Origin of the sequence: Streptomyces sp. NBC_00045 (assembly GCF_045041095.1) — a bacterium.
Taxonomy (GTDB): Bacteria; Actinomycetota; Actinomycetes; order Streptomycetales; family Streptomycetaceae; genus Streptomyces.
On the sequence record NZ_CP108271.1, the window covers coordinates 3,479,393 to 3,492,343 of the forward strand.

Sequence of the window (12,951 nt, forward strand, 5' to 3'; positions counted from 1 at the left end):
TTAATTGCGGACCTCAGAGCGGATCATCAACGAGGTAGCTCAAGGGATGCGCAGCCTGGACGAGGCGGTGGACTGGTTCTCATCGCTGGACCAAGGGGAACAGGATTCGGTTCTGCGCGAGATCGTTCTTTTCTCCATTCAGGTGCACGTCACTGCAGGAGACGGGCGTGAAGGCCTCGCGAGATCAGGGGTCAAGGCAACCATGACCCCTGCGATTCTCATCGTTCGGGAGCCAATCCTCGAACAAATGGGAAAGATTGCAAGCTTGCCGCCGAATGAGTATCTGAAGGCTTTCCGCGTCCTGTTGTCCACGTTCGCGGTGGCTGACACGCGGCGGAGGGAGACAGATTGTCGGGGGTCTTGTAGCCACGCCTGGCACAACCTTTCATAGACGCGAGCATTCCCGGTGTCGCTCGAAGGCGTAGCCGAGAATTCTTGAGTCCGTGTAGGTACATATGGGAGCCCCCACCGAGCAGCTGCTCGGTGGGGGCTCCCAGACGTTTGACGGCAACGGTGACGGCAACGTCAGCGGACGGTTGCCGTGTCAGGTGGTCTTCAGGGGTGTCGTCGGTCGGGCTGAGTGCGTCGTTGAGGGTGTCGATGGCTTGGCGTTGGAGGCGAAGTCGGACGTGGGCATAGACGCCGGCAGTGACGCCGATGTGGGCGTGACCGAGAAGTTCTTGGATGACGACGAGGTCGACGCCTTGCTCCAGGAGCAGGGTGGCGGTCGAGTGGCGTAGGTCGTGGAAGCGGATGCGGCGCAGCCCTGCGCGGCTGAGGAGTGCCGCGAAGCGGCGACTCATGTTGGCAGGGTCCAAGGGCCCGCCCGTCGGAGTGGTGAAGACGAGACCGCTGTCCTTCCAGCGCTGCCCGGCCGCGTTGCGGTCTTCTTCCTGACGGTTCCGGTGGTTCCTCAGGGAGTGGACGCACTCGGTCGGCAAAGCGATGCGTCGTTCGGATGCGCGGGTTTTGGTGGGCAGGGCGGTCAGGCCGCCGGTGCGGGTGCGCTGGAGTGAGTGGCGGATGCTGGCGGTGCCTGCGTCGAGGTCGAGGTCGTCCCAGTGGAGGCCGAGGAGTTCGCCTTTGCGGAGTCCGGTGCGCAGGGCGAGTTCGTAGAGAGCATGCAGCCGATCGCCACCGGCTGCCTGGAGGAGCTGCTGTGCTTCGGCTGCCGTGAGCGGGGTGAAGCGGCGGGGCCGGGACGCTGCTGTCTTGACGTTCCGAGCGACGTTGCGCGGCAGCTCGTCCTCACGGATGGCGTGCTCAATGGCGGACTTGAGGACCGAGTGCACGTAGATCACGGTGAGCGGCGACAGGTGCTTGCCGCAGCACTGGCCGATCGTGCAGCAACGCTTCTGTTCGGCGTCCAACCCCCGGGTGCAACACTGGCATGTTGTGCGCAGCCGGTCGACGAAGGTCCGCACGTCCTTCGCGGTGAGCCGGGCGAGCTTCTTGGTTCCCAGCCCCGGCATGAGGTAGAGGCGGATGCAGGTGGCGTAGCGGGTGTGGGTGTTCTCGCGGAGCCGGTGGACGGCGACGCTGTTCAGCCAGTACGCCAGGTACACACCCACGGTGCTGTCGGCTGTCGCGACCGGGAGGCCGCGGTTGCTGTCTGCGATCTTCTCGGCGAGTTTGTCGGCCGCGTCCCTGCGGGTGGTCCCGTAGACGCGGACGCGCTTGCGGCTGGCGTCGGCGGCGAGGACGTAGCCGGCAGCTTCCCAGCGTCCGTCCTTGCGCTGGTAGATGGTGCCCTCGCCGTTGGCGCGTGTCTTCCGCTTCGGGGCGGTCATCGGGCGGCCTCTTCCAGGTGCAGCTGGATGTAGTCGTCCAGGGCGTTGGCGGGGATGCGTCGGGCGCGGCCTATGGTCAGCGAGGCCAGGCGGCGAGCACGCAGAAGGTCGTAGAGCGCGGAGCGGCCGATCTTGAGGCGGGCCATGGCCTCGGGGACGGTGAGGAGTTCGTCGTCACGCACCGGCCGTCACTCCCACTTGACGCACCGGGCCGCCGACGAGGGCGGCGAGGCGTTCGAGGTCCGGGGTGAGGCCGATGCCGTCGAACGCCCAGCGGGCGAGGACAAGCGTGCTGAGTCGGGGTGCGGGGGTATGGCGGTGGTGCCAGGCGGCGCGGGCATGGCGCAGTGCGCTGAGGGTGGTGGAGTAGGTGCGGGTCTTGGTGGAGAAGTGGCCGCGGAAGCCGAGCATGTGGGCCCAGGTTCGCAGCCGCAGGTGCGTGAGGTCGCGGCGGGCGCCGAGGGTCCAGGCGGTGCGGATCATACCTGCGGCGTGGTCGGGGATGTCTTCCTGGCCGAGTTCGGCGATCAGCTTGAGGCGGTGGTCGAGGGTGCCGGTCGCGCCTTCGGTTCTTTTGGTGGCGTACTTCGCAACGTACCCGGCGACCTTGCCCTCGGTGATCGTGGTGCCTGCCTGGAACGCGGAAGACTTGATGATCCTGGTGTCGATCTCGCTGCCGAAGGTGAAGGAGAGGCTTCGCCGGTCGATGTCCGGACCGACGACGCGCGCGCGAGCGGCTGCGACCCGGACGGCGTCGGCCAGCAGTTCGGGGGTGGCCCAGGCGGGTGGAGGGGTGTAGCTGCCCGCCGGGCCGTCGAGGCGGATCACGGCGTGGAAGTGGATCAGTCCACGCCGCTGGTATTCGGCGACCTTGGCGTAGGAGACCCGGGCGTACCTGAGGAGCAGGCGCTGGGGGATGCCTGCTACTGCGGCGATGGTGCGGCGCAGGCGGAGCATGAAGCGGGCCCACAGGGCGGGTGCGTGGGCGTTCCAGAGGACCGCGCCCCTGTAGTCGTATCGGTTCGGGTCCAGTGGGGTGCCGAGGGCCGGGTCGTCCTTGGTGTGGGTGCGCCCGCACCCGCAGCGGGCGGAGGAACTGGAGCGCCGACCGTGAACCAGACCCGTCGAAGGCGTCATCGCCATCGCCTGCGAGCTGCTCTGCCCGCACACACCCCAGCACGTCATCGACGGATACCACCAGATGGCGGGCACCAAGCGGACCCCTACGTGCTCCCGCTCAAGCAGTCCGCCGACAGCCGCGGCCTGGAACGGCGACAGTGCCCGCCGCAGGAACCAGCCCCCGCGTCACCTGCCCCTGGGCCCAGGACCGCGACACCGCCTCGATCCGAGCACGCGCCCGCACCTCGCCACCGCGCCCGGTCCGCACGTCCCACACCATCGACCTCGACAACCCCCGCGCCCGCAAGGCACATACCGGTGCACGCCCGCAGGTACGGCCGCCTGACCGCCCCAGCCACCGCCGGCCCGCGATCTGCCAACAGTCCACCATCACCGTGCCGACCGACCTCATGCCCAAGCTCCGCCAGGAGCTCCCCTGGGGCCGCGCAGCCTGGCAGCGCGCATACCGCAGCCTCCGCAGTCACATCGAGGGCCTCAACGGCCGCGCCAAGAACGTCGACACGTTCCTGCACTCCCGCGAGAGGCGTCAAAGCCGCGGCCGCGTCGCCCAGACCCTGCTGAGCGCCGTACAGCTCCTCGTGGAGAACCTCAGGAGCATCGAGGGATATCTGCGCGACCGACGCCAATGGCGCGAGGAGCTCTACGCCCTCGGGCACATCCCCACCACACCCGACCCCTACGAGTCCGATGTTCAGGCCGCAGCCGAGGCACAGACGATCACCGGCACCGCGCCCCCGGAACCCTAGACACGCACGGCAAGAACGGGATCCACAACCGACACCACAGCGCGCCGCAGGGTCACACCGGCCCCGCGGCCGCTTCGGCATGCCCGCGAACTCATCGCATGCTCCGCTCGCCCTGCCCACGGATCCGCCCCCGGCCTCCCGGAGCGGCGCCCCTGCCCTACCAAGCCTCAGATATGCGAAATCCCGCCCAGTTCGATGAACTGAGCGGGATCTCGTGAACCGTTCGCGACCTAAGTCGTGAACTGTCGTTTGTGGACCTGTGGGGATTTGAACCCCAGACCCCCTCGATGCGAACGAGGTGCGCTACCAGACTGCGCCACAGGCCCTTGCGACGTGTGAAACATTAGCATCCCCGCGCGGGTGCTCCAAAACCGATACCGGGGAGCGTCCGCGCAGGTCCATCATTCGTTCGCGGCGCGGGGGCGGTCATCGCTCTCGTACTGGTCGAACAGCGGTGTGCGGCCTCGGCCCTGGCCGCGCGGGCGGGCGTTCGGGTGGGCCTTCTGGTCCGACTTCCGGTCCGCCTTCGGCTCGGCCTTCGGGGTGGCCGGCGCCGGCTGGGCGCGCAAGCGCGGGTCCGTCGGCTCGGCCGTGCTGGAGCGGGTCGCGCTCCAGGCGTCCGGGGCCGCCGGACCGGTGGCGCGCGGGGCGACCGGGGCCGTGACGTACGTCGGCAGCGGGACCGGGACCGGCTCCCAGCTGTCACCGCGGGCGGGGCCGCGTTCGCGTTCGCGCTGCTGGTCCACCCACTCGGCGTGGTCGGTCTGCTCGACCAGCGCGCGCCGCCCGGCCTCCTGCGGGGAGACGGGTGGCGCGGGGTCCGGTTCGGATCCCGCGGCGGCCTCCGGCTCGCGCCGGCGCGGACGGTTCTCGCGCAGCTGCCGCGCGGCGGCCTCGGCTCGCCGCCGGTCCATGGTGAACTCGTAGCGGCGCCGCTCCTGGACCCGCAGGTGCACGATGTACACGCTCAGCAGCAGGGCCGGCACCGCGGGCGCCCAGAGGTAGCCCAGGCCGCCGACCGCGGCGACGATCGCGCCGAGCGTGAAGATCAGGAAGAGGAGCGCGGTGGTGCGCCGGCGGCGCGCGAGCACCTGGAGACGCTGCTCGCGCCGGTGCCGCTCCGCGACGGCCGACCTCGGCTCCGCCCTGGTCGGGGGCACGCCGAGGGCCCGGGCGTCGGCGTCCACGGAATTCACCGTTTCCGTCGCGGCGTCCGGGTCCGCGCGGTACTGGGGCTCAGCCTCCTGGTCGCCGCGTTCCCGCAGCCCCTTGGCGTAACGGCGCTCCATTCCCGCCCGGCCGGAAAGCAGCCGAATGGCGGTGGAGAAGCGTTCCGTCGGACGGGCTTCGTTCAGCTCGTCCTGCCTCCGGAGCCACATGGGCACCAAGTAGGCGGCCCAGGCCCCGACAATGACTGCGTAGATGAGGCCGCTGCTGCTCACACCTCACACCGTAGAGGGGCGCGGCCGGGCGGATCCGCCAATTGGACCGGTGTGTCGCACGAACCGGCTGATATCACGGACTTTTTTTGTGATTCTTCGGATCAGGTTATGGGCGAATCGGTTCCCGTCCCCGATAATTCGAACAACTATTCGTTTATTGGGGTGTGGTTCCCTGCGTGCGCCCCCGGTGCCAGCGGCGCAGCAGACCCTCCGGGACCTCCTCCGCCGTCAGCGCGTACACGAGGTGGTCGCGCCATGCGCCGTCGATGTGGAGGTAGCGCGGCCGCAGCCCCTCCTCCCGGAAGCCCAGCTTCTCCACCACGCGCCGGCTCGGCCCGTTCTCCGGGCGGATGCACACCTCCATCCGGTGCAGTCCGACCTTCGTGAAGCAGTGGTCAACGGCGAGCGCGACCGCCGTCGGCATCACGCCCCGGCCCGCCACCTCGCGGTCCACCCAGTACCCGACGTGGCCCGCGCACATCGAGCCCCAGGTGATCCCGGCGACCGTCAGCTGGCCCACGAGGCGGCCGCGGTACTCGATGACGAAGGGCAGCATCCGCCCCGCGTTCGCCTCGGCCCGCAGATGGCGGACCATCTGCCGGTACGTAGGCCGGTGGATCACCGGCCCCCACGGCGCGGGCGGCGGGATCGTCGCCTCCCACGGCCGGAGCCAGTCGCGGTTGCGCCGGTTGACCTCGCGCCAGGCGTTTTGGTCCCGCAGTTTTATCGGCCGGAGCGTGACGTCGCCGTCGGTCAGCACCACCGGCCAGGAAGGTCCGTTCAGCTCGGGCTCCCGGCGGATCTACCCGGAGGCGCGGGGTGGTCGCCGCCCCGGATCTGGTCCACGGCGTGCGGCAGGATCCGGGTGAGGACCGCGAGGCCGTCACGGACGCCGCCGGTGGAGCCGGGCAGGTTCACGATCAGGGTGCGGCCGGCCACGCCCGCCAGGCCCCGGGACAGGGCCGCGGTCGGCACGTTCACCATGCCCTCGGCGCGGATGGCCTGCGCGATGCCCGGGATCTCGTAGTCCAGCACCCGCGCGGTGGCGTCCGGGGTGCGGTCGGTCGGCGAGATGCCGGTGCCGCCGGTGGTGAGGATGACGTCGTACCCGGCGGCCACGCCCTCGCGCAGCGCCTGCTCGACCGGGTCCCCGTCGGGGACGACCCGCGGGCCGTCCACCGTGAATCCGAGCTGCTCCAGGCCCTCGGCCAGCAGCGGCCCGCCCCGGTCGGCGTACACGCCCGCCGAGGCGCGGTTCGAGGCGGTGACCACGAGCCCGCGCGGGGGGCGCCCGGGCTCACGGGCCGCGTCCGCCGCCTGCCCGACGGGGGCGGCCTCCGGAGCGGCTTCCGGGGCGGAGACGTGGCTGAAGGCGTCGCCGCCGCGCGGGGCGTTCACGCGCGCGTCCAGTCGCCGGACTTGCCGCCGGTCTTCTCCTCCACCCGGACGTCCGTGATGACGGCGCCCTTGTCGACGGCCTTCACCATGTCGATGACGGTGAGCCCGGCGACCGCGACGGCGGTCAGCGCCTCCATCTCGACGCCCGTGCGGTCGGTCGTCTTGACGGTGGCGAGGATCTCGACGGCGTCGTCGGCGACCGAGAGGTCCAGCTTCACGCCGGACACGGCCAGCGGGTGGCAGAGCGGGATCAGGTCGGGGGTCTTCTTCGCGCCCATGATCCCCGCGATCCGCGCGGTGGCGAGGGCATCGCCCTTGGGCACGCCCTCGCCCCGCAGCAGCTCGATCACCCGGGCGGAGACGAGCACGCGCCCGCTGGCCCGCGCCGTCCGCGTCGTGACGTCCTTCTCCGAGACGTCCACCATGCGGGCCGCGCCGGCCTCGTCGATGTGCGTCAGCCTGCTGTGCTCAGGGGTGCCGGGGGTCTCCCCCCGGGAAAACGCTGCCATAGGTTCGTGCCGCTCCCGCTCCGGGCCCCGCAAGGGCCTGTGTGGTGCAACACGCTACCCGCACCGGCCGGGCTTCAGCCGAGCAGGACCACTTCGAGCTCGGCCCCCGGCTCCGCCGAGGTGACGTCCTCCGGTACGACGATCAGGGAGTCGGCGTGGGCCAGCGCCGCGATCAGGTGGGAGCCGGATCCGCCGACCGGGCTGACCGTGCCGCTCTCCGGGTCGTACGTGCCGCGCAGGAACTGGCGGCGGCCCGCCGGGGAGCCCAGTGCCTCGTCGGCCTTCAGGGTCGCCCGCACGCTGGGCCGGGCGACGTCCGGCAGGCCCATGAGCGTGCGGATCGCGGGGCGCACGAACAGTTCGAAGGAAACGTACGAGCTCACCGGGTTGCCGGGCAGGGCCAACAGGGGGGTGTGGTCCGGGCCGATGGTCCCGAAGCCCTGCGGCTTGCCGGGCTGCATCGCGAGCTTGCGGAAGTCCATCCGCCCGCCGTCGGCCCCGTCCTCCTCGCCGCCGACCGAGGACAGTGCCTCCTTGACCACGTCGTACGCGCCGACGCTGACGCCGCCCGTGGTGACCAGCAGGTCGGCCCGGATCAGCTGGTCCTCGATGGTGGAGCGCAGGGTGTCGGCGTCGTCGGCGACGGCCCCGACCCGGTAGGCGATCGCCCCGGCGTCGCGCGCTGCGGCGGCCAGCGCGAAGCTGTTCGAGTCGTAGATCGTCCCGGCGGCCAGGGACTCGCCCGGCTGGACCAGCTCGCTGCCGGTGGACAGCACGACCACCCGCGGGCGGGGGCGGACCCGTACGGCACCCCGCCCGATGGCGGCGAGCAGCGCGATCTGCGGCGGGCCGAGCACCGTGCCGGCGGCCAGGGCGAGGTCCCCGGCCTGGACGTCGCTGCCGCGCGCCCGTACGTGGGCCCGCGGCTCGGCGGCCCGGTGCACCCGCACCTCGCCGCCCGCGCCCTCGGGGGCCGCGCTGGCCGGGGTCATGCCGGCGGCCGCGCCGCCGCCCGTACCGCCGTCGGTCCACTCGACCGGAACGACGGCTTCGGCGCCGGGCGGGAGCGGGGCGCCGGTCATGATGCGGGCGGCCTGGCCGGGGCCGACGGTGGGCAGCTCGCCGCTGCCCGCCGCCACGTCCCCGATGACCGTGAGCACCGCGGGGAACTCCCCGCTCGCGCCCTGGACGTCGGCCGTGCGGACGGCGTAGCCGTCCATGGAGCTGTTGTCGAAGGGCGGGAGGGCGACGGGCACGGTGACGTCCTCGACCAGGACGCAGCCCTGGGCGTCGAGCAGCTGGAGCTCGATGGGCTCCAACGGCCGGATCGCGGCGAGGACGTCCGCGAGGTGCTCGTCGACCGACCACAGACGCTGGGCGACGTGGCCGGTGTCCTGCGGTGCGCGGCTGCTCAAGTCCTACATCTCCTCCGTGACGTAACGGTGAAGCCAGGTGCGGAACTCCGGGCCCAGGTCCTCACGCTCGCACGCGAGGCGGACGATGGCCCGCAGGTAGTCCCCGCGGTCCCCGGTGTCGTAGCGGCGGCCCCGGAAGACCACGCCGTGCACCGGGCCGCCCACGGTCTCGTCGGCGGCCAGCTTCTGCAGGCCGTCGGTGAGCTGGATCTCCCCGCCGCGGCCCGGCTCGGTCTCCCGCAGTATGTCGAAGATCGCGGGGTGGAGTACGTACCGTCCGATGACCGCGTAGTTACTGGGGGCGTCCGCCGGGTCGGGCTTCTCGACGAGCCCGGTGATCTTGACGACGTCCGCTTCGTCCGTGGCCTCGACTGCGGCGCAGCCGTAGAGGTGGACGTTGGCGGGGTCGACTTCCATGAGGGCGATGACGGTGCCGCCGGTGCGGGCGTGGACGTCGGTCATCTGGCGCAGCAGCGGGTCGCGGGGGTCGATCAGGTCGTCGCCGAGGAGGACGGCGAAGGGCTCGTCGCCGACGTGCGGTTCGGCGCACAGGACGGCGTGGCCGAGGCCGCGGGGGTCACCCTGGCGGACGTAGTGCATGGTGGCCAGGTCGCTGGACTCCTGGACCTTCTTGAGACGGTCGTCGTCGCCCTTGGCGATGAGGGCCGACTCCAGCTCGTAGTTGCGGTCGAAGTGGTCTTCGAGGGCGCGCTTGTTACGTCCTGTGATCATGAGGACGTCGTCCAGGCCGGCTGACACGGCTTCCTCGACGACGTACTGGATGGCCGGCTTGTCCACGACCGGGAGCATTTCCTTGGGCGTCGCCTTGGTCGCCGGAAGGAAGCGGGTACCGAGACCTGCGGCCGGGATCACGGCCTTCTTGATCACAGGGTGCAACTGAGTCATGGGCAGAACGATAGTGGGTCGTACGGACCACTCCGGGTTTGATTCCGGTAACTAGGTCCGATAATGCACCGATTTGAAAGGAAATCAGAGTCAGCTGTGGTAGGGAACCCGCCGAACCCGTCCGAAAAGGCCCGGCTGCGCCGAGAACTCCTCGCCGCCCGCCGCGCCTTGTCCCCCGAATCCCTGCGCACGTCGGCCCGCGCGCTCTCCCGTTCCGCCCTTGAACTGCCCGAACTGGCTGATGCGCAAACGGTGGCCGCGTACGTCTCCGTCGGCACCGAACCCGGCACCCGCGATCTGCTCGACGCCCTGCGCGCGGCCGGGAAGCGGGTGCTGCTGCCCCTCCTGCTGCCCGACAACGATCTCGACTGGGCCGGGTACGAAGGCCCGGACAGCCTCGCCGAGGCCGCCCACCCCGGCAGGATGCGGCTGCTGGAGCCGGCCGGGCCGCGGCTCGGACCGGACGCCGTCACCGGCGCCGACGCCGTCCTGCTGCCCGGGCTGGCCGTAGACGGCCGCGGGATGCGCCTGGGTCGCGGCGGGGGCTCGTACGACCGGGTGCTGGCACGTCTGGCACGCGCCGGGGCGCACCCCGCGCTGGTCGTGCTCCTCTACGACGAAGAGGTGGTCGCGCGGGTCCCGGAGGAACCGCACGACCACCCCGTTCAGGCGGTGGCCACCCCGTCGGGGGTGGTCAGGTTCACGGCTTGAGCGTCAGCGTCTCCACCGTCGCCTTGTCCACGGCCTCCTTGCCGAACGCCCAGTCCAGCAGCTCGCCCTTGGCCCACATGTCCGTCTGGTCGTAGTAGTTGTCGTGGTACGCGTGGCCCGAGGCGCCGGTCAGGTTGATCCAGCGGGACTTGTCCAGGTCGCTGAGGTTGACGATCATGCGCATCGACGGGACCCAGGTGACCCCGTAGCCGCTGGAGGCGTTCCAGCCGGTCGCGTTCACGGTGGCCTCGCCGCCGCCCAGGTTCCACGGGCCGCGGTTGAGGAGCCACTGCATGAAGCCGGGGCCCTCGGTGCCGATGGTCTGGTTCTTCAGCGTCAGCTGGTGCAGGCGGCCCCAGCTCCAGGTGGACTGGTCCTTGCCGAGCTTGGCGGTCAGCTCCCAGCGGGCGTCCTTCATGGCCCGCGCGAACAGCTGGTCGCGGGTGGTGGTCGCCGGCTTGTTGCGGGCGGCCGGCGTCTGCCACCAGGCCGACTTCTCGTCCTTGACCAGGCGGCGGACCACCTCGAACCAGCGGTCGCCGCCATCCGGCTGCGCCGAGTCGGAGTCGCGCGCACCGCACTCGCGGACCGTCTTGGCCAGGTCGTCGACCGGACCGCTGCTCTCCTCCTGGACGTTCATGCAGCTGCCCTCGATCCGCAGCTCCTTGGGCATCTTGTCGCCGAAGGACAGCTTGAGGATGTTGCGCCAGATCGCGTTGAAGTACGCGGCCGCCGCCGAGTCGGGCTCCTGCGTGTAGTTCCAGCCGTCCAGCAGCTTCTGCGCGGAGCGCACGTCCGGGTCCGAGACCTCGATCTTGGACAGCATCGGGGTCAGCAGCGCGGCGATCTCGCTGCTGTTGTCCATCTGCATGCCGCGCATGTCATCGGTGGAGATCTTGCCGCTGTCCTTGATCTTCGCCTCGATGAGGTCGTTGATCCGCTGGCTGCGGGCGCCGTAGCCCCAGTCCGTGGTCAGCACGTACGGGTACTTGCCCGCGCCGGTCCCGCTCTCCACCACGGCCTGGTTCGCGGTGACGATGTAGCCGCGCGACGGGTTGTAGTCGTACGGCATCTCGTCCTGCGGGACGTAGCCCGCGTAGCCGTCCTTGCCGCCCTTCCAGGCGTACTTGGAGTCCCAGCCGGGGGCCGGCATGCGGCCGTCGCCGGCGCCGCGGATCGGGATGCGTCCCGGCGCCTGGTAGCCGATGTTGCCCGAGGGGCCCTTGTTGTCGGCGTAGATCAGGTTCTGGGACGGCACCTCGAAGTCGCGGGCCGCGGCGCGGAAGCCCGCGAAGTCCTTGGCCCGGTCGAGGGCGAAGACCGCGTCCATCGACTTGCCGGGGTCCAGGGCGGTCCAGCGCAGGGCGACGGCGTAGCCGTTGCCTCGGTCCGGGGCCGAGCTGGGGACGGGGGCGCGGCTGCCGACCGTACCGAGCTCGTCGCTGCGGTCGGAGATCAGCGGGCCGTTGTTCGTGGTGCGGACGGTGATCTTCTTGCTCGTGCCGCCCGCGATCTTGATGACCTCTTCGCGGGTCGCGAAGGGGACCACCTTGTTGTCGTAGACGTAGCCCTCGGGCTTGACCTGCTCCAGGTAGAGGTCGGTGACGTCGGCGCCGAGGTTGGTCATGCCCCAGGCGATGTCGGCGTTGTGGCCGATGACCACGCCGGGCATGCCCGAGAAGGTGTAGCCGGCGACGTCGTACTTGCACTGGTTCGAGACCGCGCGACAGTGCAGGCCCATCTGGTACCAGACCGAGGGCATCTGCGGGGCCAGGTGCGGGTCGTTCGCGAGCAGCGGCTTGCCGGTGGTCGTGTACTGGCCGGAGACGACCCAGGAGTTCGAGCCGATGCCGCTGCCGTTGGGGCCGAGGATCGCGGGGACCTGGTCCAGGGTCTTGGCGAGGGAGGTCAGCGAGGTGCGCAGGCCCACGGTCGCGCCCTGGGCGGTGGTGTCGTCCGCCAGGCCGGTGGGCGTGGTGGGGGCGGACGAGCCCTGCGAGCCGGTGGAGGCCTGCGAGCCGGTGGCGCTGCCACCGGAGCCCTTGCCGGTGCCCGATCCCGTGGAGCCGGCGGCGGCGCTGCCCTGCGGGGCGTACTTCCCGCCCTCAATCTTGCCCGCGTCGACGATCGGCTTGTTCCGGTCGAAGGGGTAGGGCGGGTAGAGCTCGTCGATCTGCTGCGGCGTGAGCTTGTTGGACATCAGCGCGCGGTCGATCTCGTCCTGCATGTTGCCGCGCAGGTCCCAGGCCATCGCCTTGAGCCAGGCCACCGAGTCCACCGGCGTCCACTGCTCGGGCTGGTAGTCGTCGCTGAGCTTGAGGGCGGCGTGCTCGACGGAGAGGTCCTTGCCGGACTTCCCCTTCAGGTACGCGTTGACCCCGTCGGCGTAGGCCTGGAGGTTCTTCTTGGTTTCGGGCGAGAGCTTCGTCTCGTACTCGGCCTGCGCGACCTGGCGCCAGCCGAGCGTGCGCAGGAAGGCGTCGGTCTCGACCTGGCCGGGCCCGAACATCTCGGAGAGCCGGCCCGAGGTCATGTGGCGGCGGACGTCCATCTCCCAGAAGCGGTCCTGGGCGTGGACGAAGCCCTGGGCGCGGAAGAGGTCGTCGTCGTTGTCGGCGTAGAGCTGGGGAATGCCGTGGGAGTCGCGCTTGACCTCGACGGTCCCGGTCAGGCCGGGGACCTTCAGGGTGCCGGTGGCCTGCGGGAACGAGGCACGGACGTTGTCCATGCTCCAGTACGTCCCGTACCCGAAGCCCGTGAGGAGCGCCAGGACCAGCACGAGCACGATCAGACGGGCGCGTCGTCCCTTCTTCTTGACGGAAGGGGCGGTTTCGTTGGCGGGCATCGCTGTCCTTAGAGGGGCAGGGTGGTCCTGGGAGTGCTGGGAGCAACCA

Annotated in this window: 12 protein-coding genes, 1 tRNA gene and 1 pseudogene; 3 read left to right on the forward strand and 11 right to left on the reverse strand. The window is 70.7% G+C overall.

Features of this window, described 5'->3' with window-relative positions; all coding sequences use genetic code 11:
* Nucleotides 1–46 precede the first annotated feature (46 nt).
* On the forward strand, nucleotides 47–391 hold the full coding sequence (locus tag OHA65_RS16120) for a DUF5958 family protein (RefSeq protein ID WP_405762039.1): 345 nt from the start codon (nucleotides 47–49) through the stop codon (nucleotides 389–391).
* A 160-nt stretch (nucleotides 392–551) separates the two neighbouring features.
* Here OHA65_RS16120 and OHA65_RS16125 read toward each other — a convergent pair.
* From OHA65_RS16125 to OHA65_RS16135, 3 genes and pseudogenes are all read right to left on the reverse strand, one after another.
* Nucleotides 552–1,790 (reverse strand): annotated as a pseudogene (locus tag OHA65_RS16125) (tyrosine-type recombinase/integrase); the annotation flags it as partial.
* A complete protein-coding gene (locus OHA65_RS16130) occupies nucleotides 1,787–1,972 on the reverse strand; it encodes a helix-turn-helix domain-containing protein (RefSeq protein WP_405762041.1) in 186 nt (61 codons plus the stop codon). The gene OHA65_RS16130 and the pseudogene OHA65_RS16125, both read right to left, overlap by 4 nt.
* On the reverse strand, nucleotides 1,965–2,927 hold the full coding sequence (locus OHA65_RS16135) for a replication initiator (RefSeq protein ID WP_405762043.1): 963 nt from the start codon (nucleotides 2,925–2,927) through the stop codon (nucleotides 1,965–1,967). The genes OHA65_RS16130 and OHA65_RS16135 overlap by 8 nt, the downstream gene beginning before the upstream one ends.
* A gap of 140 nt (nucleotides 2,928–3,067) precedes the next feature.
* On the opposite strand from OHA65_RS16135, the gene OHA65_RS16140 reads away from it, so the two are divergent.
* Entirely contained in the window at nucleotides 3,068–3,676 is a 609-nt protein-coding gene (locus OHA65_RS16140; RefSeq protein WP_405762045.1) for a hypothetical protein, read from the forward strand.
* 252 nt (nucleotides 3,677–3,928) lie between these two features.
* On the opposite strand, the gene OHA65_RS16145 is transcribed toward OHA65_RS16140, so the two are convergent.
* From OHA65_RS16145 to galU, 7 genes are all read right to left on the reverse strand, one after another.
* Nucleotides 3,929–4,002 (reverse strand) — tRNA-Ala (locus OHA65_RS16145).
* A gap of 75 nt (nucleotides 4,003–4,077) precedes the next feature.
* Nucleotides 4,078–5,118 (reverse strand): hypothetical protein, encoded by a 1,041-nt coding sequence (locus tag OHA65_RS16150; RefSeq protein ID WP_328762998.1) that lies wholly within the window; start codon nucleotides 5,116–5,118, stop codon nucleotides 4,078–4,080.
* Nucleotides 5,119–5,272: 154 nt separating this feature from the next.
* Complete coding sequence (locus OHA65_RS16155; protein ID WP_327283807.1) at nucleotides 5,273–5,881, reverse strand: GNAT family protein; 609 nt, start codon at nucleotides 5,879–5,881, stop codon at nucleotides 5,273–5,275.
* Between the two features lie 17 nt (nucleotides 5,882–5,898).
* On the reverse strand, nucleotides 5,899–6,390 hold the full coding sequence (locus tag OHA65_RS16160) for a MogA/MoaB family molybdenum cofactor biosynthesis protein (protein ID WP_327285680.1): 492 nt from the start codon (nucleotides 6,388–6,390) through the stop codon (nucleotides 5,899–5,901).
* Between the two features lie 122 nt (nucleotides 6,391–6,512).
* Nucleotides 6,513–7,025, reverse strand: a complete 513-nt coding sequence (gene moaC / locus OHA65_RS16165) for a cyclic pyranopterin monophosphate synthase MoaC (RefSeq protein WP_327283808.1) — start codon at nucleotides 7,023–7,025, stop codon at nucleotides 6,513–6,515.
* Nucleotides 7,026–7,099: 74 nt separating this feature from the next.
* Nucleotides 7,100–8,440 (reverse strand): gephyrin-like molybdotransferase Glp, encoded by a 1,341-nt coding sequence (gene glp, locus OHA65_RS16170; protein WP_328762999.1) that lies wholly within the window; start codon nucleotides 8,438–8,440, stop codon nucleotides 7,100–7,102.
* A gap of 3 nt (nucleotides 8,441–8,443) precedes the next feature.
* Nucleotides 8,444–9,346, reverse strand: a complete 903-nt coding sequence (gene galU, locus OHA65_RS16175; protein WP_327283810.1) for a UTP--glucose-1-phosphate uridylyltransferase GalU — start codon at nucleotides 9,344–9,346, stop codon at nucleotides 8,444–8,446.
* A gap of 96 nt (nucleotides 9,347–9,442) precedes the next feature.
* Here galU and OHA65_RS16180 point away from each other — a divergent pair, with 96 nt between their 5' ends.
* The gene (locus tag OHA65_RS16180; protein WP_327283811.1) at nucleotides 9,443–10,057 is read left to right on the forward strand and encodes a 5-formyltetrahydrofolate cyclo-ligase; all 615 of its coding nucleotides are present in this window, start codon (nucleotides 9,443–9,445) and stop codon (nucleotides 10,055–10,057) included.
* On the opposite strand, the gene OHA65_RS16185 is transcribed toward OHA65_RS16180, so the two are convergent.
* Nucleotides 10,047–12,902 carry a penicillin acylase family protein gene (locus tag OHA65_RS16185; RefSeq protein ID WP_327283812.1) on the reverse strand — a complete coding sequence of 952 codons (2,856 nt, stop codon included), beginning with the start codon at nucleotides 12,900–12,902 and terminating at the stop codon, nucleotides 10,047–10,049. The genes OHA65_RS16180 and OHA65_RS16185 overlap by 11 nt on opposite strands.
* Nucleotides 12,903–12,951 lie beyond the last annotated feature (49 nt).